The sequence below is a fragment of the Streptomyces sp. NPDC005195 genome, from assembly GCF_040608315.1.
GTDB lineage: Bacteria > Actinomycetota > Actinomycetes > Streptomycetales > Streptomycetaceae > Streptomyces > Streptomyces kaempferi.
In genome coordinates, this window is sequence record NZ_JBEXHZ010000015.1 from 32,824 (window position 1) to 57,071 (window position 24,248).

The 24,248-nt window shown below is 71.3% G+C and carries 23 protein-coding genes; 11 read left to right on the top strand and 12 right to left on the bottom strand.

What is annotated here, in order from left to right; genetic code table 11:
• Positions 1-224: 224 nt before the first annotated feature.
• The 4 genes from ABZV34_RS18125 to ABZV34_RS18140 all read right to left on the bottom strand — a co-directional run bounded on the left by ABZV34_RS18125 (position 225) and on the right by ABZV34_RS18140 (position 6,061).
• Entirely contained in the window at positions 225-2,249 is a 2,025-nt protein-coding gene (locus ABZV34_RS18125; RefSeq protein WP_356277056.1) for a TerD family protein, read from the bottom strand.
• Positions 2,250-2,292: 43 nt separating this feature from the next.
• Positions 2,293-2,871 carry a TerD family protein gene (locus ABZV34_RS18130; protein ID WP_351718665.1) on the bottom strand — a complete coding sequence of 193 codons (579 nt, stop codon included), beginning with the start codon at positions 2,869-2,871 and terminating at the stop codon, positions 2,293-2,295.
• A 159-nt stretch (positions 2,872-3,030) separates the two neighbouring features.
• Positions 3,031-5,154, bottom strand: coding sequence for an excinuclease ABC subunit UvrB (gene uvrB, locus ABZV34_RS18135; RefSeq protein WP_356277059.1), 2,124 nt, complete (start codon positions 5,152-5,154; stop codon positions 3,031-3,033).
• Between the two features lie 40 nt (positions 5,155-5,194).
• Entirely contained in the window at positions 5,195-6,061 is an 867-nt protein-coding gene (locus ABZV34_RS18140) for an MHYT domain-containing protein (RefSeq protein WP_356277062.1), read from the bottom strand.
• Between the two features lie 277 nt (positions 6,062-6,338).
• Between ABZV34_RS18140 and ABZV34_RS18145 the strand changes: the two genes are divergently transcribed.
• From ABZV34_RS18145 to ABZV34_RS18155, 3 genes are all read left to right on the top strand, one after another.
• A complete protein-coding gene (locus tag ABZV34_RS18145; RefSeq protein ID WP_356277065.1) occupies positions 6,339-7,232 on the top strand; it encodes a glycerophosphodiester phosphodiesterase family protein in 894 nt (297 codons plus the stop codon).
• A gap of 123 nt (positions 7,233-7,355) precedes the next feature.
• Positions 7,356-7,910 (top strand): methylated-DNA--[protein]-cysteine S-methyltransferase, encoded by a 555-nt coding sequence (locus ABZV34_RS18150; RefSeq protein WP_356277068.1) that lies wholly within the window; start codon positions 7,356-7,358, stop codon positions 7,908-7,910.
• 262 nt (positions 7,911-8,172) lie between these two features.
• Complete coding sequence (locus ABZV34_RS18155; protein WP_356277071.1) at positions 8,173-9,492, top strand: MFS transporter; 1,320 nt, start codon at positions 8,173-8,175, stop codon at positions 9,490-9,492.
• Between the two features lie 105 nt (positions 9,493-9,597).
• On the opposite strand, the gene ABZV34_RS18160 is transcribed toward ABZV34_RS18155, so the two are convergent.
• Positions 9,598-9,960 (bottom strand): cupin domain-containing protein, encoded by a 363-nt coding sequence (locus ABZV34_RS18160; RefSeq protein ID WP_356277074.1) that lies wholly within the window; start codon positions 9,958-9,960, stop codon positions 9,598-9,600.
• A 135-nt stretch (positions 9,961-10,095) separates the two neighbouring features.
• Here ABZV34_RS18160 and fdhA point away from each other — a divergent pair, with 135 nt between their 5' ends.
• Positions 10,096-11,328 (top strand): formaldehyde dehydrogenase, glutathione-independent, encoded by a 1,233-nt coding sequence (gene fdhA, locus ABZV34_RS18165; protein ID WP_356277077.1) that lies wholly within the window; start codon positions 10,096-10,098, stop codon positions 11,326-11,328.
• 56 nt (positions 11,329-11,384) lie between these two features.
• On the opposite strand, the gene ABZV34_RS18170 is transcribed toward fdhA, so the two are convergent.
• The gene (locus tag ABZV34_RS18170) at positions 11,385-11,813 is read right to left on the bottom strand and encodes a VOC family protein (RefSeq protein WP_356277080.1); all 429 of its coding nucleotides are present in this window, start codon (positions 11,811-11,813) and stop codon (positions 11,385-11,387) included.
• A 97-nt stretch (positions 11,814-11,910) separates the two neighbouring features.
• Between ABZV34_RS18170 and ABZV34_RS18175 the strand changes: the two genes are divergently transcribed.
• Both ABZV34_RS18175 and ABZV34_RS18180 read left to right on the top strand, forming a co-directional pair.
• Positions 11,911-12,816, top strand: a complete 906-nt coding sequence (locus ABZV34_RS18175) for a pseudouridine-5'-phosphate glycosidase (RefSeq protein ID WP_356277083.1) — start codon at positions 11,911-11,913, stop codon at positions 12,814-12,816.
• A 188-nt stretch (positions 12,817-13,004) separates the two neighbouring features.
• A complete protein-coding gene (locus ABZV34_RS18180; RefSeq protein ID WP_356277333.1) occupies positions 13,005-13,904 on the top strand; it encodes a PfkB family carbohydrate kinase in 900 nt (299 codons plus the stop codon).
• Positions 13,905-13,920: 16 nt separating this feature from the next.
• Here ABZV34_RS18180 and ABZV34_RS18185 read toward each other — a convergent pair whose 3' ends face one another.
• The gene (locus ABZV34_RS18185) at positions 13,921-14,712 is read right to left on the bottom strand and encodes a methyltransferase domain-containing protein (protein WP_356277086.1); all 792 of its coding nucleotides are present in this window, start codon (positions 14,710-14,712) and stop codon (positions 13,921-13,923) included.
• A gap of 175 nt (positions 14,713-14,887) precedes the next feature.
• On the opposite strand from ABZV34_RS18185, the gene corA reads away from it, so the two are divergent.
• The gene (gene corA, locus ABZV34_RS18190) at positions 14,888-16,015 is read left to right on the top strand and encodes a magnesium/cobalt transporter CorA (RefSeq protein WP_356277089.1); all 1,128 of its coding nucleotides are present in this window, start codon (positions 14,888-14,890) and stop codon (positions 16,013-16,015) included.
• A gap of 60 nt (positions 16,016-16,075) precedes the next feature.
• Here corA and ABZV34_RS18195 read toward each other — a convergent pair whose 3' ends face one another.
• Both ABZV34_RS18195 and ABZV34_RS18200 read right to left on the bottom strand, forming a co-directional pair.
• Positions 16,076-16,504 carry a CBS domain-containing protein gene (locus tag ABZV34_RS18195; RefSeq protein WP_356277091.1) on the bottom strand — a complete coding sequence of 143 codons (429 nt, stop codon included), beginning with the start codon at positions 16,502-16,504 and terminating at the stop codon, positions 16,076-16,078.
• Positions 16,505-16,691: 187 nt separating this feature from the next.
• Positions 16,692-17,324: a uridine kinase gene (locus ABZV34_RS18200; protein ID WP_356277094.1), complete on the bottom strand. Its 633-nt coding sequence runs from the start codon at positions 17,322-17,324 to the stop codon at positions 16,692-16,694.
• Between the two features lie 150 nt (positions 17,325-17,474).
• Here ABZV34_RS18200 and ABZV34_RS18205 point away from each other — a divergent pair, with 150 nt between their 5' ends.
• The 3 genes from ABZV34_RS18205 to ABZV34_RS18215 all read left to right on the top strand — a co-directional run bounded on the left by ABZV34_RS18205 (position 17,475) and on the right by ABZV34_RS18215 (position 20,607).
• Entirely contained in the window at positions 17,475-18,170 is a 696-nt protein-coding gene (locus tag ABZV34_RS18205; RefSeq protein ID WP_356277097.1) for a DUF2293 domain-containing protein, read from the top strand.
• Positions 18,171-18,414: 244 nt separating this feature from the next.
• Positions 18,415-18,894, top strand: coding sequence for an anthrone oxygenase family protein (locus ABZV34_RS18210; RefSeq protein WP_356277100.1), 480 nt, complete (start codon positions 18,415-18,417; stop codon positions 18,892-18,894).
• 225 nt (positions 18,895-19,119) lie between these two features.
• Complete coding sequence (locus tag ABZV34_RS18215) at positions 19,120-20,607, top strand: glutamate synthase subunit beta (RefSeq protein ID WP_356277103.1); 1,488 nt, start codon at positions 19,120-19,122, stop codon at positions 20,605-20,607.
• 146 nt (positions 20,608-20,753) lie between these two features.
• Here the strand turns inward: ABZV34_RS18215 and ABZV34_RS18220 are convergent, their stop codons facing one another.
• Entirely contained in the window at positions 20,754-21,335 is a 582-nt protein-coding gene (locus tag ABZV34_RS18220; RefSeq protein WP_356277106.1) for a carboxymuconolactone decarboxylase family protein, read from the bottom strand.
• Between the two features lie 47 nt (positions 21,336-21,382).
• On the opposite strand from ABZV34_RS18220, the gene ABZV34_RS18225 reads away from it, so the two are divergent.
• A complete protein-coding gene (locus ABZV34_RS18225) occupies positions 21,383-22,810 on the top strand; it encodes a PLP-dependent aminotransferase family protein (protein WP_356277109.1) in 1,428 nt (475 codons plus the stop codon).
• A 227-nt stretch (positions 22,811-23,037) separates the two neighbouring features.
• On the opposite strand, the gene ABZV34_RS18230 is transcribed toward ABZV34_RS18225, so the two are convergent.
• Positions 23,038-23,301 carry a DUF397 domain-containing protein gene (locus tag ABZV34_RS18230; RefSeq protein ID WP_148013473.1) on the bottom strand — a complete coding sequence of 88 codons (264 nt, stop codon included), beginning with the start codon at positions 23,299-23,301 and terminating at the stop codon, positions 23,038-23,040.
• Complete coding sequence (locus ABZV34_RS18235; RefSeq protein ID WP_356277112.1) at positions 23,302-24,162, bottom strand: helix-turn-helix transcriptional regulator; 861 nt, start codon at positions 24,160-24,162, stop codon at positions 23,302-23,304. It lies immediately after the preceding gene.
• Positions 24,163-24,248 lie beyond the last annotated feature (86 nt).

The following is a 24,248-nucleotide window of genomic DNA, read 5'->3' on the forward strand; positions in this document are numbered from 1 at the left end:
GGTGGGGCGCGTGGTGCGCCTTACGGTCACGGGCCGACGCCCCGGGATCTGGCCAGATCCGTATTGACGGGTACGCCGCAGCAGGTAGGGAGTACTCCCCTCCGTGAGAACGAGAGTACCCGAATTACCAAGCGGAGGTAAAGGGATTAGTAAAAGAAATACCAAGTTGGCTGGTCAGAGCTCTTTACTGATACTTGGCGAAGCGCTTCGAAGGGGCAGCGATTCTACGGGCGGCGGGCCGCCGCGACCTGGGAGAGCACCTGCTCGAGCACCCGGCTGCCCGAGGGGACGAGTGCGGGCTCGTACGTCCAGGCGTGACCGACCCACGGGTCGGCGAGGTGGTCGTCGGGCACCGGCGTGAGCCGCAGCAGCGCACGCCACAGAGGGTCCAGCAGAGGCCCGTAGCCGGCGGCGTCCTCCCGGTCGGCCACCAGCATCAGGTGAACGCCGACGGCCGGTCCCTCGTCCGCGAGATAGCGCAACTGGGTCACGGCGCGGTCGTCGAAGCCGTGCGGGAAGTCGTTGACGATCAGCAACTGCTCGGCGGTGTCCAGGCCGGGCGGCAACGAGTCGGCGGCTCCGCCGCGCACCGCCATCTGCACCAGGTCCACACGCTGGGTGAGCCGGGCCAGGACGTCGGCCACGCCGGTGGCGCCGGCGGCGGGCGGACCGTCCAGCACCCCGGAGCGCACCAGCGGTGCGAGGGACGAGGCCGCGGAACCGGCCGGGTCGATGACGTGCACCGTGAACTCGCCCGCGGGATAGACGGCGAGCAGCCGGGCGGCGTTCGCCACCGCCGTGTCCATCGCGAGCCGGCGCACCTCGTCGGAGTCGGCGAGCGAGTCCTCGAGAACGGCTCGTCCGCTGTCGATCCACAGACCGCGCTCCAGCGGCAGCCGGACCAGCATCGGAATGCTCAGCTCCTCGCTCTCGGGCAGATGGAGGTCGCCGAGGCGCACGGCCATGGGAATCTCCATGGGCACGCGGTAGCCGTGCCAGACCGGGTTGTCCCAGCGTGCGTACGCCGCGGGCAGCGCGGGCTCGACGACGTCCGCCTCGGCTGCGAGCTGGGCGAGGTCCCGGTCGAGCGCCGCGCGGGCCTGGTCGACCAGGTCGGCGTGTTTTGCCTGGGCGGCCTCGCGGGCGGCGTCGCCATGGCCGCCGATCCGGCTGCGCGGGTCGGACAGTGCCTTGTCGAGTTCCTGCTCCATGCGCGAGTCGGCGAAGTCGACGGCGCTGCGATAGGCGGCCGTGCTGCGGGCCAGATCCTCGAACATCCCCCACACCTGGTTGTAGAGGCGCTCCTCCATGGACCAGCCCGTCGCGTCACCCGCCACGGGCCGCGCGGGCTGTCCGGGCGGGGCCGGCGGTGCGGTCGGCGGGGGCGGAGGCGGCGCCGAGGTCTGCCGGCCGGGGTGGCTGTAGTCGACCGGGCCGGAGGTGGGCGCGGACGGCTGGGGGACCGCGGAGGGATCGGTCTGCGCGGGGCCGCCGCCCTGGTACCCCGGCTGCGGCCCGCTGGCTCCCTGGTCGCCGGGCGTGTCGTACGGGGACGAGGCCGGGGGCTGGAGCGGCGGTACGGTCCCCGAGGCGCTCTGCGGTCCGGCGTACGGCTGATCCGGTCCCGGTGCCGAGGCGGCCGCCTGCCGTGAGCGGTCCGCGTCCGGTGTGCGGGGCGGGGGCGCCGACACCGAGCGGGCCAGCCCCTGTGCCACCGCCTCGTTGATGCTGTCCGCGAGCCGGCGGGCCTCGGGCAGTCCCTGGTCGGTGAGGAGTTCGGCGAGGCCGCCCGCGTACCCCTGGCCGACCGCGCGCACCTTCCAGGCGCCCTGCCTGCGGTAGAGCTCCAGGGCGACGACGGCCGACTCGGTGTCCAGGCCGGTGACGGTGTAGCTGGCGACCTCGGAGCCGTCGAGACCGGTCACGGCGACGAACGGGGCGGCCACGGCGCCGAACCGGACCGGACCGACACCGGCCGGCAGCGCGAGCAGCACGCTGACCCGGTGCACGGTCCCTGGCAGGGCGTCGAGATCGAACGCCAGGCGGTGGTCCGCCGCCGCCTGCTTCGAGACCTCCAGCCCGGGAAGGGTGGGCGCGCCCGGGTGCGCCACCCATTCGACGCCCCGGACCCTGCCCTGCTCGTCACTGAGCGTGGCACCGGCCACGACCGGCCTGCCGGCCGATACACGGACCTCAAGACGGACCTGGGAGAGCGGGTGGTTCTCCCCCCGGACCAGCTCGGCCGTCATCCCCTTGTCCCCCTGTGTCGCTTCGTGCCTACGGTCGGGCTGCCTACAGGTGCGGCAGGATCGCGGGCATCAGGTCCTGGAACGTACGGCCGTTGGCCGGGGTGCCGAGGGCCGTCATCTGCCAGCCCGGGCCGGAGCGGTGCACCTTCGCCATGATCTGGGCGGTGTACTGGCCGCCGCCCGCGAGCGTGTAGCGGGCGAGCTCCTGGCCGTTGGTCTCGTCGACCAACCGGCAGAACGCGTTCTGCACCTCCTGGAACGTCTGGCCCGTGAAGGAGTTCACGGTGAAGACGATCTGGTCGATGTGGACCGGGAGGCGCTGCAGGTCGACGAGGATCGCCTCGTCGTCCCCGCCCTGGCCCACGCCGCCGACCACATTGTCACCGGTGTGCCGCACGGACCCGTCGTCGCTGACGAGGTGACGGAAGAACACCACGTCGACCGGCTGCTTGTCGGCGAACAGCACGGCCGAGGCGTCGAGGTCGATCTCCCGGGTGCGTGAGCCGAACAGGCCGCGCCTGGGTGCCGCCTGCCAGCCGAGCCCCATGCGCACCGCGGTGAGGGTGCCCCCGTCGTTCTTCTGCAGACTGATGGCCTGACCCTTGGTCATGTTGACCGTCACGCGCTGATCCCCTCTCGAGCTGTCCCCTGTTGCCGCGGAATCCACGGATGCCCAGAACCCTACGCAGCGCCACCGACAGTGCCGAACCCCGCGGCGCGCTTTGTGTCGGTCTTGCAACACAGCGCGCCTGCGCCGGGGTCCGGCGCGGTCGAAGGGGCGTCAGGCCAGGCCCCCCTCCCTCATCTGACGCAGTTCCTTCTTCATCTCCGACACCTCGTCGCGCAGTCGGGCCGCGATCTCGAACTGGAGGTCCGCCGCGGCGGCCCGCATGCGCTCCGTCAGCTCCTCGATCTGCTCGGCGAGCTCGGCCGCGGGGCGGTCGGTCGGGACCTTCGCGGCGCTCTTCGCGGACTTGGCCGCCTTGCCGCCGAGCGAGGGCACCGGGGCCTTGGCTCCCTTGCCGTCCTTCGCCTTGCGGTAGCCCGAGCCGAGCAGCTGCTCCGTGTCGACGTCCTCGCGGGCGATCTGCGCCACGATGTCGTTGATCTTCTTGCGGAGGGGCTGCGGGTCGATGCCCCTCTCCTCGTTGTACGCGACCTGCTTCTCGCGGCGCCGGTTGGTCTCGTCGATGGCCCTCTCCATGGCCGGGGTGATGCGGTCGGCGTACATGTGGACCTGTCCGGAGACGTTGCGGGCCGCGCGGCCGATGGTCTGGATCAGGGAGGTGCCCGAGCGCAGGAAGCCCTCCTTGTCGGCGTCGAGGATCGACACGAGGGACACCTCGGGCAGGTCGAGGCCTTCGCGCAGCAGGTTGATGCCGACCAGGACGTCGAACTCGCCCGCGCGCAGCTCGCGCAACAGCTCGACCCGGCGCAGGGTGTCGACGTCGCTGTGCAGATAGCGCACCTGGATGCCGAGTTCCAGGAAGTAGTCGGTGAGGTCCTCGGCCATCTTCTTGGTGAGCGTGGTGACCAGGACGCGCTCGTCCTTCTCGGTACGCTTGCGGATCTCGTGCACCAGGTCGTCGATCTGGCCCTCGGTGGGCTTGACGACGACCTCGGGGTCGATCAGGCCGGTCGGCCGGATGATCTGCTCGACGTAGCCGTCCGCGCGGGAGAGCTCGTACTTGCCCGGGGTCGCCGACAGATAGACGGTCTGTCCGATGCGCCCCTGGAACTCCTCCCACTTCAGGGGGCGGTTGTCCAGGGCGGAGGGCAGCCGGAAGCCGTGGTCGACGAGCGTGCGCTTGCGGGAGGCGTCGCCCTCGTACATGGCACCGATCTGCGGCACCGTGTTGTGCGACTCGTCGATGACGAGCAGGAAGTCGTCCGGGAAGTAGTCGATGAGCGTGTTCGGCGGGGAGCCGGGCTCACGTCCGTCGAAGTGCATCGAGTAGTTCTCCACGCCGGAGCAGGAGCCGATCTGGCGCAGCATCTCGAGGTCGTACGTGGTGCGCATGCGCAGCCGCTGGGCTTCCAGGAGCTTGCCCTGCTTCTCCAGCTCGGCGAGACGCTCGCCGAGCTCCTTCTCGATGTCGTTGGCGGCGCGCTCCATGCGCTCGGGACCCGCCACGTAGTGGGTCGCCGGGAACACGTAGATCTGTTCGTCGTCGCTGATGACCTCGCCGGTGAGCGGGTGCAGCGTGGAGAGCGCCTCGATCTCGTCACCGAACATCTCGATGCGGACGGCGAGCTCCTCGTAGACCGGGAAGATCTCGATGGTGTCGCCGCGGACCCGGAAGGTGCCGCGGGCGAACGCCACGTCGTTACGGGTGTACTGGATGTCGACGAAGCGGCGCAGCAGGTCGTCGCGGTCGATCTCGTCGCCGACCTTGAGGGGGACCATCCGGTCGACGTATTCCTGCGGCGTACCCAGACCGTAGATGCAGGAGACCGAGGCGACCACCACGACGTCGCGTCGGGTGAGCAGTGAGTTGGTCGCGGAGTGACGCAGCCGCTCGACCTCCTCGTTGATCGAGGAGTCCTTCTCGATGTACGTGTCCGACTGGGGGACGTAGGCCTCGGGCTGGTAGTAGTCGTAGTACGAGACGAAGTACTCGACCGCGTTGTTCGGGAGCAGCTCGCGGAACTCGTTGGCCAGCTGGGCGGCCAGCGTCTTGTTCGGTGCCATGACGAGCGTGGGGCGCTGGAGCTTCTCGATCATCCACGCGGTGGTGGCGGACTTGCCGGTGCCGGTCGCACCCAGCAGGACGACGTCCTTCTCACCTGCGCGCACGCGCTTGTCCAGCTCGGCGATGGCCGCCGGCTGGTCACCGCTCGGCTGGTAGGAGCTGACGACCTCGAAGGGCGCCACCGAACGTTCGATCTTTGATACGGGCCGCATGGGTTCCACCGTACGACCCCGCACTGACAACGGGGTCCGATCACCGGCTCTGCGGGGTGCGTACGCTCCGGCGCGCGCGGTCGTGGCCGGGGTGCCGCCGCGGCCGGTGACCGGAATGGAGACCGCCGGGGTGGGCCGGAATGCCGGGTACGCGTTCCACGGGGGTCCGGTCCGGCTTGCCCGTCACCATCAGGGGGTCGAACATCACGACGGCGCCGGCCAGACAGAGGAAGACCAGCGGGCCGATCATCATGGGCGCGAGCAAGGAGGTGGCCGAATCGCCCGCGGGGGTGCTGGAGGTGTGGTGGAGATGGACACTGAGGGCGGCCATACCCGTGTAGTGCATGCCGCTGACAGCCAGCCCCATGACGAGGCTGGCGCCCACGCTCCAGAGGAATCCCCGGACCTGGCCCGCCGCCCACAGCGCGGTGATGGCGGCGACGACGGCTATGACGACCGAGGCGGAGACGGTGAGGGTGTTGTACTCCAGCTTCCCGTTCAGACGCATGCCCTCCATGCCCAAATAGTGCATGGACGCGACTCCCAGACCGGTGATGGTGCCCCCGGTGAACAGTGCCGTCCCGGTGGCGCCGCGGTGGCCCACGATGAAGATCCCGACGCCGACCATCACGATGGCCACACCCAGGCTCGCGAACGTCGTGGGCCTGTCGTAGTGGATGGGGGTCTCCTCGACCGAGAACCCCATCATGGCGATGAAGTGCATGGTCCAGATGCCCGAACCGATCGCGGCCGAGCCGAGGGCGAGCCAGCCGGCCCGCCAGGAACGGGTGGCGAGCATCGATCTGGTGGTGCACCGCAGGCCGAGCGCTCCACCCAGGCAGGCCATGAGGAACGCCACCACCGGTGTGACGAGTCCGTAGCTGAAGCCGTCGATCGTGCCCTGCATGTACGGCTGTCCTTCCCGCCCTTTTGCACCGGAATTCCCAGAAATGCCCCCACCCTCCAGGCCGCGTCAACGGCCGGAGGTGAGGCAGAGAGTATGACCCCCACCGGAATGGTCGAACGATTTTCCGGCAAAGAATCACGATGTCACCGCACTTGTGCGTTGCCGGTGAGCGGACTTGGTCAACTCCATTCGATCCGCGCCCGGCGCACCTCCCCCACCTCTCACTCTCTGCTGTCACTCTTGAGCTGTACGTGATCGATCGACGCGAGGAGTACGCATGCACGCGCGCGTTGCCGCCGCCACGACCACCGCGATTCTCGGGGGCACCGTGCTTCTCGGGGGCACCGCCTCGATACTGCCCGCTCCCCCCACGCGGGCCGGCTCCCCGGACGGCGGTGTCGTCATCGTCGCGCACCGCGGCGCCTCCGGCTACGCGCCCGAGAACACCCTGGCCTCCATCGACAAGGCCGCCGCGATGGGTTTCGACTGGGTCGAGAACGACGTCCAGCGCACCAAGGACGGCGAACTCGTCGTCCTCCACGACGCCACACTCGCGCGCACGACCGATGTCGAGAAGGTCTATCCCCACCGGGCTCCGTGGAAGGTGAAGGACTTCACCGCCGCGGAGATCGGACGTCTCGACGCGGGCAGCTGGTACGGCCGTCGGTACGCCGGTACGCGCGTGCCGACGCTGCGCCAGTACATGGAGCGGGTCTCGCACAACCACCAGAAGCTCGTCCTGGAGATCAAGAACCCCGACCTCTATCCGGGCATCGAGCGGGAGACCCTCAAGCTGCTGGGCAACGAGGGCTGGCTCGACCCGGAACACCTCCGGCACCGGCTGGTCGTCCAGAGCTTCAGCGCGCGGAGCGTGCGAACGGTCCACGACCTGCGTCCAGGGATCACGACGGCATTCCTGGGGAAGCCTACGTACGCGCAGTTGCGCGAGTACGCGCGGTTCGCCGACCTGATCAACCCGGACAGCGCCTCCCTCACCTCCGGTTACGTCTACACGGTCCATGCCTTCAAGGGACCGCACGGCAGGCCGCTGGGGGTCTTCGTCTGGACCGTCGACGACGCGGACACCGCCCAGCGGCTGGCGGGCTACGGCGTGGACGGCGTCATCACGAACAAACCCGACGTGGTCCGCAGCGCGCTGCAGGAGTCCTGATCGGTCTCCCGGGGCCCTGGGGTGTGGCACGGACGCCGACCGGCGCCTGTGCCACCCCCCGGACCACGGGCGGACCACGGCGGCCCGCGGGCGTTGTCAGTGGCGCGCCGTACGGTGGAGCTCATGAACAGCCATGGGCAGGACGAGCATCGGGTCGTGTGGAGCGTCGTCGGCACGGACATCGGTCCGCTGCTGCTGGCGGCGACGGACGACGGCCTGGTGAACGTGGTGTTCCACGCCACGGACGCGGTCCGCGACAGGGCCCTCGAGCGGCTCGCCTCGCGCCTGGGCACCGAGCCGGTCGAGGCACCTGCATCGCCGCTCCTGGCCGAAGCTATACGCCAGGTCGGGGCGTACTTCGCGGGTGAGCGACGTGACTTCGAACTGCCGCTGGACTGGTCGCTCATCTCCGGGTTCAACCGCCAGGTGCTGCGTGAGCTGGAGTCCGGCGTCGCGTACGGCGCGGTCGTGGGTTACGGCGACCTCGCCCGGCGGGTGGGGCAGCCGGGCGCGGCGCAGGCGGTCGGCGTGGCGATGGGCTCGAACCCGCTGCCGGTCGTCGTGCCGTGCCACCGGGTCGTGGAGAGCGACGGCGGCATCGGAGGGTTCGGGGGCGGGCTGGAGACGAAGCGGAAGCTGCTGGCGCTCGAAGGGGTGCTGCCGGAACCGCTGTTCTGAAGCGGGGACCGGGGACCGGGAACGGCGGTCCTGAACGGCCCTCCCGCTGTCGTCGCTCGCCCGGCGAGGTGTGCCGGCGCCCGCGGAGACAGGTGGCCGGCCACCCCCGCCTGCTCCCTCTTGCCCGCACACAGCACGGAATGGACACTGCGCCGGTGACCCGAGCCCGTTCCACCGCATCCGCACGCCCCGTGGCCGCACACCCCGCTGTCGCGTCTCCCGTAGCCCCTCGTTCCACTTGTCGGATGTCGGGGTGTTCGCGGTGACCGCCGTCGGACGGCAGGCTGCCGTGCCCGTGGACATCGAGCGGATACCGGCCCTGCGGCGCCGTATCACCGCCGTGCTGATCGCCGGCCAGATCCTCGGCGGGCTCGGTGTCGCCACCGGCATCGCGCTCGCCACCGTGCTGGCCAAGCAGGTCAGCGGGACCGAGTCACTGTCGGGGCTCGCGCCCACCGCGACGGTCACCGGCACGGCGGTGCTCTCCGTACCGCTGGCCGCGCTGATGACCGCACGCGGGCGTCGGCCCGGGCTCGTCCTCGCGTATCTCATCGGCGCGTCGGGGGCCTGCCTCGTCGTGGTCGCCGCCCGCGTCGGGAGCTTCCCGCTGCTGCTGCTCGGCATGGCGGGGTTCGGCGCGGCCTCGTCGGCGAACCTCCAGGCACGGTTCGCGGCCGCCGATCTGGCCGAACCGCAGCGGCGCGCCCGCGCCATCTCGAACGTGGTGTGGGCCACCACGATCGGAGCGGTGCTGGGGCCCAACATCGCCGCGCCCGCGGGACGCAGCGTGTCCGGGCTCGGCATACCGCAGGCGGCCGGGCCGTTCGTCTGGGCGGCCGGGGTCTTCCTGCTCTCGGCGCTGCTGGTGGCCGTCCTGCTGCGGCCCGATCCGCTGCTGACCGCCCGGGCGCTCGCGCCGGCCGGGGAGCGGTCCGCCGCCGCGCGGTCGATCCGCGCCGGTTTCGCCGCCGTCGCCGCCTCGCCACGGGCCCGGCTGGCGCTCGTGACCGTGGCCGTGTCGCACACGGCGATGGTCTCGATCATGTCGATGACCCCCGTCGACCTGGGGCACCACGGGGCGAGCATCGATCTGATCGGGCTGGTGATCAGCGCGCACATCGCGGGCATGTACGCGTTCTCACCCCTCATGGGACGGCTCTCCGACCGCTTCGGGCGTCTCTCCGGGATAGCGCTCGCCGGGGGCCTGCTCGCCTGCGCGGCACTGCTCGCGGGCACGGCGGGCGGCAGCCACGGACAGACCGCCGCGGGCCTCTTCCTCCTGGGCCTGGGCTGGTCGTCCGGACTGGTGTCCGGGTCGGCACTCCTCACGGACTCCGTGCCCCAGGCCGCGCGGGCCGCCGCACAGGGGGTCTCCGACCTGACCATGAACACGGCGGCCGGCGTGGGTGGGGCGACCGCCGGTCTCATCGTCGCGGAGGCGAGTTACGCCTGGTTGAACCTCGCCGCCGCGTGTCTGCTGCTCCCGCTGGGCGGGCTGGCGCTGTTCACCCGCGGAAGGCACGACCGGTCCTCGGCGGGCCTCCAGGACACCGCAGGCCAGAAGCCCACGGCCCTGGGTTAGGGACGAGCGCTCCGGGCTCCGGGGCAAGGTCCCGGCGGGCGGGCTCCCAGGCAGGGTGCGGGCGGCGCTCGCCAGGCCCGAGGAAGTCGGATAGGAAGTCGGAGGCTACAGGCTGATGTGGTAGGCCTTGCGGAGCGTCTCGTGCACGGTCCACGTCGTACGGTCGCCCTCGCGCAGGATCGCCGCGTCGCCCGGGCCGACCTCGATGGGTCCGCCACCCTCGATCTCGATCGTGGCGCGGCCGCTGACGACGACGAAGAGCTCGTTCGCCTCGGTGTCGGTCACCACGCCGGGGGTGATCTGCCAGATGCCGCGCGACTGCTTGCCGTCGGCCGACTCCCACAACACCTTGCCGGTCACGACCGGGGTGCCGGAGACGATCTGGTCCGGGTCGAGCGGCTCCGGTTCGAGCTCGGCGTCGGGAACGTGGACGGCGAAGGACGGGGTGGCCTGGCTGTTCTCGGTCATGAGCGGTCACCTTAAAGGCATTCGAGAAAGGCGTCGCGCGGAGGGTGGCCGGAACGCGTGACCGGTAGCAGACTCCGCCCTGCGCACAGCCGCTGGCATCCGAAGACACGGGGGCCGAAGGGACGGCGATCACGCATGAGCGAGAGCGGAAACAGGGCAGTCGCATATCTCAAGCCGGGTGCGGTGGAGGTCAGGACCATCGACCATCCGACGCTTGAACTGCAGGACGGGCCGGGAGTGGCCGCCGAGAACGTCGGGCGCAAGTGCCGGCACGGGGTCATTCTCAAGGTGCTCGCCAGCAATATCTGTGGCAGTGACCAGCACATGGTGCGGGGCCGTACGACCGCGCCCGAGGGGCTGGTCCTCGGACACGAAATCACCGGAGAGGTACTGGAACGCGGTCCGGACGTCGAGTTCATCGAGGTCGGGGACATCGTCTCGGTACCGTTCAACATCGCCTGCGGCCGGTGCCGCAACTGCAAGGAGCGCAGGACCGGCATCTGCCTGAACGTCAATCCGGCCCGGCCGGGGGCCGCCTACGGTTATGTCGACATGGGCGGCTGGGTCGGAGGCCAGGCCCAGTACGCCATGGTCCCGTACGCGGACTTCAACCTCCTGAGGTTCCCCGACCGCGACCAGGCGCGCGAGAAGCTCCTCGACCTGACCATGCTGTCGGACATCTTCCCGACCGGCTTCCACGGCGCGGTCACCGCGGGCGCCGGGGTCGGTTCCACGGTGTACGTCGCCGGGGCGGGCCCGGTCGGTCTGGCAGCGGCCGCGTCGGCGCAGCTCCTGGGTGCCGCCGTCGTCATCGTCGGAGACCTCAACGCCGAACGCCTCGCCCAGGCCCGGAGCTTCGGGTGCGAGACGGTGGACGTCTCGGCGGGCCCGGTGGAGGACCAGATCGCGCAGATCCTCGGCGAACCCGAGGTCGACGCGGCCGTCGACGCGGTCGGTTTCGAGGCACGCGGGCACGGCCTCGACGCCGCGGAGGCACCCGCGACCGTCCTCAACTCGCTGATGGGCATCACCCGCGCGGGTGGGGCTCTGGGCATCCCCGGTCTGTACGTCACGGACGACCCCGGCGGGATCGACCAGGACGCGCGGACCGGAACACTGAAGGTGCGGCTCGGTCTGGGGTGGGCGAAGAGTCATCGCCTCAGCACGGGACAGTGCCCGGTGATGCGGTATCACCGGGGGCTGATGCAGGCGATCCTGCACGAACGGGTGCACATCGCCAAGGCGGTCAACGCGACCGTGATCGGCCTGGAGGACGCACCGCGCGGCTACGCCGAGTTCGACCAGGGCGCCGGCCGCAAGTACGTACTCGATCCGCACGGGGAACTGGCCGGCGTACGGCCTGTCTGACCCGGGGCGTACGGGAGGGGTGCTTCCCCGAGTCCGGGAAGCACCCCTCTCCCGTTCTAGTCGTAGTGCCGCGCCTCGAAGACGTTCCCGTCCGGGTCTCGGAAGTAGAAGCTGCGCTTGGCCATGCCCCGGGCGCCGAACGCGTCGTAGGAGAAGCCCGAGACGGGGACGGCCCCTTCCTCCAGGCGCGTCCGCAAGGCGTCGAAATCGTCTGCCCCCAGGGACAGGCACACGTGGTTGACGGGGTGGCCGGCGCTGTCCGCACCCCCGGGGACCATGTTCATGTACGCCGCCAGAGGGAGCGGCGCGAGGTCGAAAACGGTCTCCTCGTTGAGGCGCACGGAGGGGAACGGCTCCTTCCCCTCGGCGTATTCGGTGACCCTCAGGGGCTCCAGGCCGACCGACCTCTCGTAGAAGTCGGCCGACGCGACCGGATCACGTACCCAGAGAACGACATGGTCGAGACGTGGCGAGTTGTCCGTCATGCCCCCAGGCTGGTGCCGTGGGCCGCGGCTCGCAAGGGTTTGACCGGGCGCGCCGCCCGCCAGAGATGAGGAAAGGCGACAGACAGGAGGCAGGCGCGTGATCGTGGTGTCCGAAGAGGTGCGGGAGGCGCTCGACGCGCGCCGGCCGGTGGTGGCCCTGGAGTCGACGATCATCGCGCACGGGCTGCCGCGTCCTCGCAATCTGCAGGTCGCGCTGGAGCTGGAGGACGTGGTGAGGCGGGAGGGGGCCGTACCCGCGACGATCGCCGTGCTGGACGGGCGCCCCCATGTCGGACTGGACAAGAAGCAGTTGGAACGGGTCGCGAACGAGGACGGCATCCGCAAGCTCGGGCACCGCGATCTGCCGCTCGCGGTGGCGACGGGCACCAGCGGGGCGACGACCGTGTCCGCGACGGCACTGCTGGCCGCCGTCGCGGGCGTACGGGTGTTCGCGACGGGCGGGCTCGGCGGTGTGCACCGGCAGTGGACCGCGACGCAGGACGAGTCGGCCGACCTGGGCCTGCTGGCGCGTACCCGGATCACGGTGGTGTGCGCGGGCGTGAAGTCGATCCTCGACGTGCCGGCGACCTTGCAGCGCCTGGAGACGCTGGGCGTCGCGGTGGCCGGGTACGGCACCGGTCGCTTCCCCGGCTTCTATCTGTCCGACTCGGGCCATCCCGTGGACTGGACACTGGGTTCTCCCGGTCAGGTGGCGGATGTCATGCGCGCGCAGGACACGCTGGACGGACCGGAATCGGCGCTGATCGTCGCGAACCCCGTCCCTGAGGAGGAACAGCTCGATCCGGCGCTCCACGCGCGCGTGCTCGCCGACGCGCTGCACGCGTGCGAGGCCGAGGGCGTGACCGGACAGGCCGTGACGCCGTTCCTGCTCGACTATCTGGTGCGGCACACCGACGGTGCGTCGCTGAGCGCCAATCTGGCGGCGGTGCGCGGCAACGTACGACTCGCGGGACGGATCGCGACGGCCTGGGCCGGGGCGTGAGCGGGACGGATCGCGGCGACCCGGGCCGCTTCGCCGGCCGGGCCGACGGCAACGATCAGCCCGACGCCCGAGCCGACCACCTCGCCCGGGCCGACCGGGCCGGCGAATCAGGCACGGCCGGTGCGGGGAGACGTACGCGGAGTGGGGCGGGGCAGCACGCGGGGCCGCACCCGGATGTCCCCGGGGCACTGCTCGTCGTCGGTGATGTGATCACGGACGTGGTCGCCCGGCATCGAGGGCCGCTCGCGGCGGGGACCGACACGGCCGCCGCGGTCCGCACCCTGCCGGGCGGGGCCGGTGCCAACGTCGCCTGCTGGGCGGCCCATCGGGGCTGTCCGGACGTACGGCTGCTCGGCCGGGTGGGGGCGGATGCCGCCGCCTGGCACGAACGCGAGCTGTCGGCCTGCGGTGTACGTCCCCTGCTCGTCGTCGATCCCGAGGCGCCGACCGGGACGGTGATCTGCCTGGTGGACCAGGGCGCCTCGGCCGAGCGGACGTTCCTCACGGACAGCGGGGCCTCGCTGCGGCTCGATCCCGGTGACTGGTCGTCCACGCTGCTCGACGGTGTCGCGCGGCTGCATCTGTCGGGCTATCTGTTCTTCTCCGAACCGAGCCGGGCGCTGGCCTCGGCGGCCCTGGAGTCCGCACGCGCCCGGGGTGTACCGGTCAGTCTGGACCCGGCGTCGGCGGGCTTCCTCGCGAAACTGGGCGTGGACCGCTTCCTCGCGCTCGCCGAGGACGTCGATCTGCTGCTGCCCAGCCGCGACGAGGCGTGCCTGCTGACCGGTCTGCCCGATCCGGCGGACGCGGCGGCCGAGTTGAGCCGTCGCATCCCGCTGGTCGTCGCGAAACTGGGCGGCGACGGCGCCGTCGTGGCCCGCTCGGGCACCGTGCGGGCGCACGTTCCGGCGGCGCCCGCGACGGCCCGGGACACCACGGGCGCCGGTGACGCGTTCACCGGCGCGTTCCTCGCCGCCCTGCTCGCGGGCGCCGAACCGGAGGCGGCGGCGGTGGACGGGTGCGGGGCCGGAGCGATGGCGGTGGAGCGGGTCGGAGGAAGACCGGAAGCGGCGCCCCGGGCCCGGTAGCCCCCACGCGCGTGGCCTACTTGCGCCCCCACGCCGAGATCATGGGCGCCGTCGCCAGATCCATCGAGCCGGTGGCCACGTTGGCCAGGTGACGCTCGATGTCCTGGGGGGTGGCGAGGCCCGCGGTGACGAGCTGCCCGCCGATCTGCCGGACCGTGGCCGCCTCGAGAGCGGCGCAGGCGGGCGAGGTGACGGGGAAGTACGCGTCGGCCTCCACCTCGCGCAGCCCCGCCTCACGCAGCAGACGGGGGAGTTTGCGGCCGTAGGCGAGGTCGGCGCCGCGCTCGGCGAGCAGCTTGCGGAAGCCCTGGCGCAGCCGGTTGGCGAGTTGCTGCTCGGGGCCGTGTTCGTCGGGGCAGAGCAGGGGCTGCAGCGCCGGGTCGGCGTCCTCGACGAGAAGCCGGCCGCCGGGCCGCAACGCCTTGATCATCGACCTCAACGCCTTTTCCCTGTCCGGAACATGGACCAGGACGAGTCGTGCGTGCACGAGGTCGAAGCACTCCCCCGGCGGTTCCTCCGCGGCCACGTCGTGCACCCGGACCTCGACCGGCGTTCGGGCCGCCGAGGCAGCCCAGGACGTGTCGATGTCGGTCGCGACGATCTTTCCGGTCGGGCCGACCTTCTTGGCGAGCCAGGACACCACCGACGTGCCGCCCGCGCCGACCTCCCAGCAGCGCCAGCCGGGCCCGATGCCGAGGCGCTCGATGTGCCGGAACGTGGTGGGGTCGAAGAGGGTGGCGAAGGCCTCGAAGCGCTGTCCCGCCTCGGTCTGCTGGTTGTCGAGGAGATACTCGTCGGTTCGCGTCATGCAGGGATCATCCCAGTTGACCCCCTTGTCCGGAATCGACGACGCTTCCCGATCTCCCGAAAGCGAAGCGGAAGATTCCGTTCCCACAGGCTTTCCCGGAGATCGAAGGTGCCTGGCAGACTGGCAGGCGACGGCGCGGAATGCGGCGCGGGAAGATCCACGCAAGGGGGTCCTGATGTCCATGGCAGGGAATCTGCGGAAGGTCACGAGCCTCGGCGGGGTCGGCGGCCTGCGCAAGGTGGCGCGACTGGCCAGGCGGCGCGTCCGCGTCGACCTGAGTCACCCCGCCCGGTCCCCGCTGGGCTCCGCGGTGGTGAACTGCGTGGCCTACCGGGACGGCGTCAGGGTTCCCGGAGGCCGCGACCTGGTCGACACCGTGGAGCGCATCCGCAAGAGCGACGAGGGCTTCGTCTGGCTCGGACTGCACGAGCCGACCGACCAGGAGTTCGCCGGCATCGCCGACCTCTTCGACCTGCACCCCCTGGCCGTCGAGGACGCGGTGGAGGCCCACCAGCGCCCGAAGCTGGAGCGGTACGGCGAGACGCTGTTCGCGGTGTTCAAGACCGTCTGTTACGTCGAGCACACAGAGCTGACGGCGACGAGCGAGGTGGTGCACACCGGCGAGATCATGGTCTTCGTGGGTGCCGACTTCGTGATCACCGTGCGGCACGGACGGCACGGTTCGCTGGGCCCGCTGCGGGAGGAGCTGGAGGCCGACCATCGCCAGCTCGCCAAGGGCCCGGCCGCGGTCCTGCACGCGATCGCGGACCACGTGGTGGACGACTACGTACATGTCACGGACTCGGTTCAGGAGGACATCGACGCGGTCGAGGCCGATGTGTTCGCCGAGAACGGCGCGCGGGCGGACGCGGGCCGCATCTACCAGCTCAAGCGTGAACTGCTGGAGCTGAAGCGTGCCGTGGTCCCGCTCGCCCGCCCCGTCCAGGAACTCGCCACCCGGCCGATCCGCGTGGTCGATCCGGAGATCCAGGCGTACTTCCGGGACGTCTCCGACCATCTGATCCGGGTGACCGAGCAGATAGCCGCGTTCGACGAACTGCTCAACTCGATCCTGCAGGCGCATCTGGCCCAGGTCACCGTGGCGCAGAACGAGGACATGCGGAAGATCACGGCCTGGGCGGCGGTCATCGCCGTTCCGACGATGGTCTGCGGGGTGTACGGCATGAACTTCGACAACATGCCGGAGCTGCACTGGCGGTTCGGCTACCCCCTCGTCATCGGCGTGATCACCGTGGGCTGCCTGGTCCTGTACCGGGGGTTCCGGCGCAACGGCTGGCTCTGACCCGCTTCTCGCCCGGCACGGCCGGCCGGACGAGAAGCGTGACGGGAGCACTCCGCAGGGTCAGCGGGTCATGCTCGTCGAGTAGACGCTCTCGACCCAGCCCGCCAGCTGATCGTCCGTCAGATGCTGGGCGAGATCGGCTTCGCTGATCATGCCGACCAGGCGTTTGTTCTCGATCACGGGGAGCCGGCGGATCTGGTGTCCCTTCATCTCCTGGAGCACCTCGCCCACGTCGGCCTCCGACTCGATCCAGCGTGGGGTGCCCTGGGCCATCTCGCCCGCGGTGATCCGGGCCGGATCGCGGCCCATGGCCACGCAGCCGACGACGATGTCGCGGTCCGTGAGGATGCCGCAGAGCCGTTCGTTCTCGTCACTGATGGGCAGCGCGCCCACGTTCAGTTCGCGCATCAGCTGAGCGGCGCGGTCAAGGGTCTCGTGGGCGGGAATCCACTGGGCACCACGGTGCATGATGTCTCCGGCAGTGGTCATGAAGTACCTCCCGGTGCCGGACGGCCGGCGCGGCGCGGAACACACCGCTAGTCCCGGCGCCCTCATTCTTGCCGCGTCCCGGGGGATGTGCACCCGGAGGTCCTCGCCGAGGTCCTTGCCGGGGGGCCGGTACCCGCGCTCGGCGGGGGGACGGGCGAACCGGCACCGTCAGCGGCCGGCTCTGCCCTCAGCCGTTCCAGGCCGGGTGGCGCGGATCGTCCGCGCGGACCAGCACATCGGCCGCGGTGCCCGGGGCCACTTCCGTCTCGTAACGCTGGAAGGCGGGGAGGGTCCAGTGCTCGGGCTCCGGCGTACGGCGGCTCAGGGCACCCGGGGAAAGGAGGACATGGACGCTCAGGTCGAACGGGAACCAGTGCCGCAGCAGGAAGGGGCCATGGAACAGGAGCAGCCCGCCGGGCGGGAGTTGGACGTAGGAGCTGCGGGTGGCGCGGTCGGTGGCCGAGTCCCAGAGGTCGGGCAGGACACGGCCGTTCCCGCCGGGATCGAGGGGACCGAAGACCTCGCGCCACAGGGCGCCGGTGTCGAACCAGCCGTCGTAGTACGCGTCGACGTCCTCGTGACCGTATTCGAACCGGAGCGACGCGGGCCGCAGGAAGTCCTGGGCGCCGACGACGAGCGAGGACCGGCCGCGTATGCGCAGCGCCTCGGAGACACGGTGCGCGAGGTAGCCGGGGCGGGCGGCCGGGGCTCCGTCGAAGGCGATCCGCCGCCAGGGACCGCCGTCGTCGGGCTTCAGGTCGAGCAGGCGCTCGGCGAGGACGTCGCCGAGCCGTTCCCAGGTGATCGCTTCGAGTCGCACAGGCCCATGATGCCGCGCCCGGGCATCGCGCTCCGCGGCCCGGGGAGGCGGACCGGACGGCGGCCCCGGGGCGGGCCGGGGCCGCGGGCCTGCGGGAGAGACGACCGGCCGTGGCGTGGGTCCCGGGCCGGGCCGGGGAATGAACTGCATATGGCACCGATCGCGACTCCCGCGTCCCGCGGCGGACTTCTCGTCATCCAGCCGCTCAGGAAACGGCACTGTGCCGAGTGCCGGACCGGACCGCTGGCACTGCTGGTGCTGGAGGAGGGATCGCCGCGCTGCGTGGACTGCGCGGACCTGGGGCATCTGGTGTTCCTGCCGCGCGGTGACACCGCGCTGACCCGCAGATCACGGGAAGGCAGCGTGCTGTCGGCGGTGGTGGTGCGGTTCAACCGGCGACAGAGCCGGTACGAGCGGCAAGGCGTGCTCGTCGAGGAGACGGCGCTCGCCCGGGCCGAGGAGTGGTGCCTGGAGGACGCCGAGGCGCGACGGCGGCGGCGTGCGCGGGACGCGCGGCGCAGGGAGGCCGAGGACCAGCGGTTCACGGACGCGTTCGGGGGGGAGATACGCCGGCTGTTCCCCGGCTGTCCGGCCGAGCGGGCGCGGGAGATCGCCACGTACGCCTCGGTACGTGGGAGCGGAAGGGTGGGGCGCAGTGCGGTGGGCCGCGCGCTGTCCGAGGGGGCGGTGGCCTCCGCGGTCCGGGCGTCCGTACGGCACGTCGACACGCCGTACGACCAGCTGCTGATGAGTGGCGTGCCGCGGCACGAGGCGCGGCGGCGGATCGCGCCCGCCGTGGAGGCTCGGCTCCAGGGGTGGCGCGACGAACTGACGGCGGGCGCGTGACGGGTGACCTCAGCCGCGTGCGCGCCACCATGCGCGCCACCCCATGCGCGACAGCGTGCGAGGCGGCGTGCGAAGGGGGCGTGGGTGGCGGCGGTGACCTGCTCGTGGACGGCTCGTGGACGCTCGCGCATGGGTCCGGGCACCTCGGCCATGGTCGCGGTCGCCGCGAGGGATTTCACTTGTGGGGACCGGGGGGCGCCGTGCAGGATCTTTGGCTTCGGGGAACGACGACACGGGGGTTGTCATGATCGATGGGCCGTATCTCGTGCTGACGGTGCTGGGGGTGCTCGGCTGCGGGTCGGTGGCGGGGGTGTTCTACGGGTTCTCGGCCTTCGTGATGCGGGGGCTGGCCGCGCTGCCGCCCGCACAGGGTGTGGCGGCGATGAACGCGATCAACACGGCCGCGGTCCGACCGGCGTTCATGCTGCTGTTCGTCGGGTCGGCCGGGCTGTGCGCCGTGCTCGGCGTGGTCACCTTCGTGCTGCTGCCCGAGGACGGGACGGTGGAGCTGCTGCTCGGCAGCGCTCTGTATCTGTTCGGGTCGTTCGGGGTGACGGTCGTCGCGAACGTCCCGCGCAACGACGCGCTCCTGCGGTTGGACCCGGGCAGCCCGGAGGCCGCCGTGCACTGGCGCTCGTACGTACGCGGGTGGACGAGATGGAACCACGTGCGCGCGGTCGCGTCGGCCGCCGCGGCGATCTCGTACACGCTGGCCCTCACCTGAGCACGCGAGGGTGACGGGGCGCTCACACCCTGAGCACACGGGGGCGCTCTCGCCCGTGGCGCGCGGCGGGCTCCGTCCGGGGGGCGGGCCGGTCGTCACCTGAGCGGCAGGGCCAGGTAAGGCGTCGTATCGTGGCGGGAGAGGGGTGCCGCCCGAAGAGCGTGGCCGAAGGTGTCCGACGCCCGTGCGGCTCCGTGACGGTACGCGCACGCAAGGGGGACGGCCATGGCCGATCCCAAGGGATTCATGACCACTCCGCGCGAGGAGTACCCGCGCCGGCCCGTCGAGGAACGGGTGCGGGACTGGAACGAGGTGTACGTCCCCGGCGCGCTGCTGCCGATCATCAGGAGCCAGGCCGACCGCTGCATGGACTGCGGCGTCCCCTTCTGTCACGAAGCCTGTCCGCTCGGCAACCTGATCCCCGAGTGGAACGACCTCGTCTCCCGCGACGACTGGCGTGCGGCGAGCGACCGGCTGCACGCGACGAACAACTTCCCCGAGTTCACCGGGCGGTTGTGCCCCGCGCCGTGCGAGTCGGGCTGTGTCCTCGCGATCAACCAGCCCGCGGTGACCATCAAGAACGTCGAGGTGGCCATCGCCGACCGTGCCTGGGCGGACGGCTTCACGCCACCGAGCCCGCCGGAGCGGCTCTCCGGGCGGACGGTCGCGGTGGTCGGATCGGGGCCCACCGGGCTCGCCGCCGCCCAGCAGTTGACCCGGGCCGGTCACACCGTCGCCGTCTACGAGCGGGCCGACCGGATCGGCGGCCTGCTGCGGTACGGCATCCCCGCGTTCAAGATGGAGAAGCGCCACCTGGACAGACGCCTCGAGCAGATGCGCGCGGAGGGAACCAAGTTCCGTACCTCGACGACGATCGGGCGGGACCTCACGGCGTCGGAGCTGCGGACCCGCTACGACGCCGTGGTGCTCGCCACGGGAGCCACGGCCTGGCGCGAACTGGACGTGTCAGGAAGGGAGTTGAGCGGCATCCATCAGGCGATGGAGTATCTGCCGTTCGCCGACCGGGTGTGCGAGGGCGATCTGGAGGTCTCGCCGCTGTCCGCGGCCGGCAAGCACGTCGTCATCGTCGGCGGCGGCGACACGGGAGCGGACTGTCTGGGGACGGCGGTACGTGAGGGCGCGGCGTCCGTGACCCAACTCGACATCTATCCGCAGCCGGAGGACGAGCGCGACCACGACATCGAGCCGTGGCCCACCTATCCGAAGATCTACCGGCTCTCGGCCGCGCACGAGGAGGCCCGGGACCTGGAGACGGCGCCGACGGCGCACGCGGACGCGCGTGTCTTCGCCGCGTCCACGCTCCACTTCACCGGGGACGCCCGGGGACGGGTGCGCTCGCTGCACCTGGTCGAGGTGGACGCGGGCCGCCGCCCCGTCCCGGGTTCCGGCCGGACCCTCCCGGCCGACCTCGTGCTGCTCGCCCTCGGCTTCTCGGGCCCGGACCGGCACGACGGTCTGATCGACCAGCTCGGTCTGGCCCTCGACACGCGCGGCACGATCACCCGGGACGCCGGTTTCGCGACCAATGTTCCGCGGGTGTACGTCGCCGGGGACGCGGCCCGTGGCCAGTCCCTCATCGTGTGGGCCATCGCCGAGGGCCGCGCGGTGGCGGCCGCGGTGGACCGCGCACTGACGGGAGCCTCCAATCTGCCGGCGCCGATCGGCCCGTACGACCGCCCCATGACGGCGTAGGCGGGTCCGTACGACCGGGGGCGGGTCCGTACCGACTGCGGGCGGGTCCGTACCGACCGGGGGCCGGGTCCGTGTGACCGGCGGACGACGGCACAGGGCGCCCTCCCGGCCGCACCCGGTTCCCGCGACGGCCCCCGGGCCTCCCCTCAGCGGGTGTCCGTCCCCGCGATCTTCGCCGTCGACAGCGCGACCCGGTTCCAGGTGTTGATCGTGAGGATCAGGGCGAGGACGTGGGCCAGTTCCTGGTCGTCGAAGACCGCGGCGGCCCGTGCGTAGACGTCGTCCGGGACACCGCCGTCGGCGACCAGGGTGACCGCCTCGGTGAGGGCGAGGGCGGCGCACTCCCGTTCGGTGAAGAAGTGGCGGGCCTCGCGCCACACCGGGACCATGTGCAGCCGGTCCTCGCTCTCACCGGCCTTGCGGGCGTCGTTGGTGTGCATGTGGAGGCAGTACGCGCAGTGGTTGAGATGCGAGGAACGGATCTGGATCAGTTCGACGAGGGCGGGATCGAGTCCCTCCCGGGCCGCCGCGTCGAAGCCGATCAGGGCCCGGAAGACCTTCGGGGCGGACTTCGCGAGGTCGAGGCGGGGACGCCCGGCGACGGCGGGCGCGGGCGCCGATCCCGCGGGGACGCCCGCCGCACGCTCCGAGCCGGTGTTCGTGCCCGTGTTCGTGCCCGCGCTCGGGCCCGTGTTCGCCTTCGTGTTCGCCTTCGTGTTCGTCGTCATGACCATGAATCTAGAGGGCGGAAAGACCCGTTGTAGGGTTCATTTCGATGGCGGAAACATGGGTCAATTCTGCGGAACGGATCGGCGCGGACCTGCACTTGGAGCTGTCCGGGCCGGGCGGCCGCCGGGCCGCCCTGATCCGGGCGCTGCGCGACGCCGTGCGCGGCGGAAGGCTGGCGCCGGGCACGCGGCTGCCGCCGTACCGCTCGCTCGCCGCCGATCTGGGCATGGCGCGCAACACGGTCGCCGACGCGTACGCCGAACTCGTAGCCGAGGGCTGGCTGACCGCCCGCCAGGGCTCGGGCACCCGGGTCGCCACGCCCTTGAGGCAGTGGGGGAACACCGCACCGCCGGGCGCCGCCGCGCGGGTACCGAAGAAGGCGCCCGCGCCCGCCCGGGGCCCCCGGCACGATCTGCGGCAGGGCACGCCCGACGCGTCGTCGTTCCCGCGGTCCGCCTGGCTCGCCTCGTACCGCCGGGCCCTCCAGCAGGCACCCAACGAGGCCTTCGGGCCGGGTGATCCGGCGGGGCGGCGCGAGCTGCGCGAGGCCCTCGCCGAGTACCTGACACGGACCCGCGGCGTACGCGCCGAACCGGGGCGGATCGTGATCTGCTCCGGGTTCGCGCACGCTCTGCGGCTGCTGTTCCCTCAGGTCCTGCGGGGGCCGGTGGCCGTCGAGTCGTACGGTCTCGGCTTCCACCGTGAGTTGCTGACCGCCGCGTCCGTACGGACCGTGCCGCTGCCCCTGGACGAGGACGGCGCCCAGGTGGACGGACTGGACCGGGAGCGGGCCGTACTGCTCACGCCCGCGCACCAGTTCCCGACCGGCGGCCCGCTGCATCCGGCGCGGCGGGCCGCGGTGGTCGACTGGGCACGCGCGCGCGGCGGGCTGATCCTGGAGGACGACTACGACGGGGAGTTCCGCTACGACCGCAAGCCCGTCGGCGCCCTGCAGGGAATGGACCCGGAGCGGGTCGTCCACATCGGCTCGGTCAGCAAGAGCCTGTCGCCCGCGCTGCGGCTGGGCTGGATGGTCCTTCCGGAGCGGTACGTCGACGCCGTCCTCGCGGCCAAGGGTGAGCGGGAGGCCTGGGCGAGCGCCCCGGACCAGCTGGCGCTCGCGGACTTCCTCGCCTCGGGGTCGTACGACCGCCATGTGCGCCGTATGCGGCAGCGGTACCGGAAACGGCGCGACCGGCTCGTCGCGGCGCTCGCCGAGCGGGCGCCGCACATCGACGTCACCGGGATCGCGGCCGGACTGCACGCGGTACTGGGACTGCCGCCCGGGACCGAGCGGTCGGCGGTCAAGGCCGCGACGTGGCAGGGCGTCGCGCTGGACGGACTCGCCGAGTTCCGGCACCCGCGGGCGACGACGCCCGTGCCGGACGGGCTGGTGGTGGGGTACGCGACGCCCTCGGAACACGCGTACGGGGCGGCCTTGGAGGCGTTGTGCGAGGCGCTGCCACCGGGTTGACCAGTCCGCCGTCACCGGCGACGGCCACGCCCCGCACCGTCATGCCTCCGGGTCCGCGTCATGCCTCCGAGTCCGTATCGGGCCTCCGAGTCGGTATCGGGTCTCCGAGTCCGCGTCGGGCCTCCGGGTTCTTCCCTATCTCGATGGGTGGTCAATTGTGGTCAATTCGACACTGTCTTAGGGGGGTTCAACTGCATTCAACAGAGTTCAGGAGGAGGGCAAGGGGGTCAGGAGAGAAGGAAGTCCGCCACCCCTTCCTTGGCCCCCTGGATGAACGCGGTCATCTCGCCGGGCGTGTAGATCAGTGCGGGTCCGTCCGGGTCCGCCGACTGGCGCACCGCGATCCGCCCGTCGGCGAGTTTCATCGCTTCCAGGCAGTTGCCGCCGTTGCCTCCGCTCCAGGGCTTGTGCCAGCCCTCGCTGCCGAGTTCACGGGCCGGCATTCCGTTGTAGATCCGCTCGTTGCGCATCCGCTGCTTGATGTTGTCCATTCACAACTCCTTGCGGAGATCCACGAGGATCTCCTTCGTACGATGTGCCGTCGCGGCCTGAGCCGCCATGCGGTCCATGACCTCGAGGTGGGTCGCCACCTCGGAACGCCCGTCCAGATAGACGGCGCCGGTCAGGTACTCGCTGTAGACCATGTCCGGGAGCTCCGGCATGGCAAAACGAAACAGCACGAAGGGCCCGTACGTGCCGGGGTGCGGCCCCGTGGAGAACGGGACGACCTGGAGGGTGACGTTGGGCAGCTTCGTGGCCTCGATGAGCCTGTCGACCTGGGCGCGCATCACCTCGGGGCCGCCGACGGCGCGGCGCAGGGCCGTCTCGTCCATCACGGCCCAGATCCGGGGTGCGCCCTCGCGGGTGAGCAGATCCTGGCGTTGCATACGCAGCGCCACGTGGCGCTCGATGTCCTCGGGTCTGGTCTGGCCCACGGCGCCCGACTTCATGACACCTCGGGCGTACTCCTCGGTCTGCAGGATGCCGGGGACGAAGTGGGGTTCGTACGACCGGATGAGGGTGGCCGCGCCCTCCAGGCTGACGTACATCGAGAACCAGCCCGGCAGGATGTCGTGGAAGCGCTGCCACCAGCCGGGCCGGTTGGCCTCCTCGGCCAGTTGGACGAAGGCCTCGGCCTCCTCGTCGGAGATCCCGTACGACTTCAGCAGCAGCTGGAGGTACGGGATCTTGAGGGAGACCTCGGCCATCTCCATCCGGCGGACCGTGGCCGGCGCGACACGCAGGATGCGCGCGGCCTCCTCACGCTTGAGGCCCGCGCGTTCGCGCAGGTCCAGCAGGCGCCGGCCGAGGACGACCTGACCGACCGTCGGCGCGGACCGCGGTTCGCTCACGTCCCACCTCCACTGAAGTCCTGTGAGTCCTGAACGACACTGAGCCCCGAGCGACACCGCTCCCGGGCCGGACACCGAGTCCTGAC

Coding starts and splice junctions, on each gene's coding strand:
- ABZV34_RS18125 (WP_356277056.1), bottom strand. CDS start 2,249: ATGACGGCCGAGCTGGTCCGGGGGGAGAACCACCCGCTCTCCCAGGTC.
- uvrB (WP_356277059.1), bottom strand. CDS start 5,154: ATGCGGCCCGTATCAAAGATCGAACGTTCGGTGGCGCCCTTCGAGGTC.
- ABZV34_RS18220 (WP_356277106.1), bottom strand. CDS start 21,335: ATGACGACGAACACGAAGGCGAACACGAAGGCGAACACGGGCCCGAGC.
- ABZV34_RS18215 (WP_356277103.1), top strand. CDS start 19,120: ATGGCCGATCCCAAGGGATTCATGACCACTCCGCGCGAGGAGTACCCG.
- ABZV34_RS18210 (WP_356277100.1), top strand. CDS start 18,415: ATGATCGATGGGCCGTATCTCGTGCTGACGGTGCTGGGGGTGCTCGGC.
- ABZV34_RS18225 (WP_356277109.1), top strand. CDS start 21,383: ATGGCGGAAACATGGGTCAATTCTGCGGAACGGATCGGCGCGGACCTG.
- ABZV34_RS18145 (WP_356277065.1), top strand. CDS start 6,339: ATGCACGCGCGCGTTGCCGCCGCCACGACCACCGCGATTCTCGGGGGC.
- ABZV34_RS18150 (WP_356277068.1), top strand. CDS start 7,356: ATGAACAGCCATGGGCAGGACGAGCATCGGGTCGTGTGGAGCGTCGTC.
- ABZV34_RS18160 (WP_356277074.1), bottom strand. CDS start 9,960: ATGACCGAGAACAGCCAGGCCACCCCGTCCTTCGCCGTCCACGTTCCC.
- ABZV34_RS18230 (WP_148013473.1), bottom strand. CDS start 23,301: ATGGACAACATCAAGCAGCGGATGCGCAACGAGCGGATCTACAACGGA.
- ABZV34_RS18170 (WP_356277080.1), bottom strand. CDS start 11,813: ATGACGGACAACTCGCCACGTCTCGACCATGTCGTTCTCTGGGTACGT.
- ABZV34_RS18140 (WP_356277062.1), bottom strand. CDS start 6,061: ATGCAGGGCACGATCGACGGCTTCAGCTACGGACTCGTCACACCGGTG.
- ABZV34_RS18195 (WP_356277091.1), bottom strand. CDS start 16,504: ATGACCACTGCCGGAGACATCATGCACCGTGGTGCCCAGTGGATTCCC.
- ABZV34_RS18205 (WP_356277097.1), top strand. CDS start 17,475: ATGGCACCGATCGCGACTCCCGCGTCCCGCGGCGGACTTCTCGTCATC.
- corA (WP_356277089.1), top strand. CDS start 14,888: ATGTCCATGGCAGGGAATCTGCGGAAGGTCACGAGCCTCGGCGGGGTC.
- ABZV34_RS18185 (WP_356277086.1), bottom strand. CDS start 14,712: ATGACGCGAACCGACGAGTATCTCCTCGACAACCAGCAGACCGAGGCG.
- fdhA (WP_356277077.1), top strand. CDS start 10,096: ATGAGCGAGAGCGGAAACAGGGCAGTCGCATATCTCAAGCCGGGTGCG.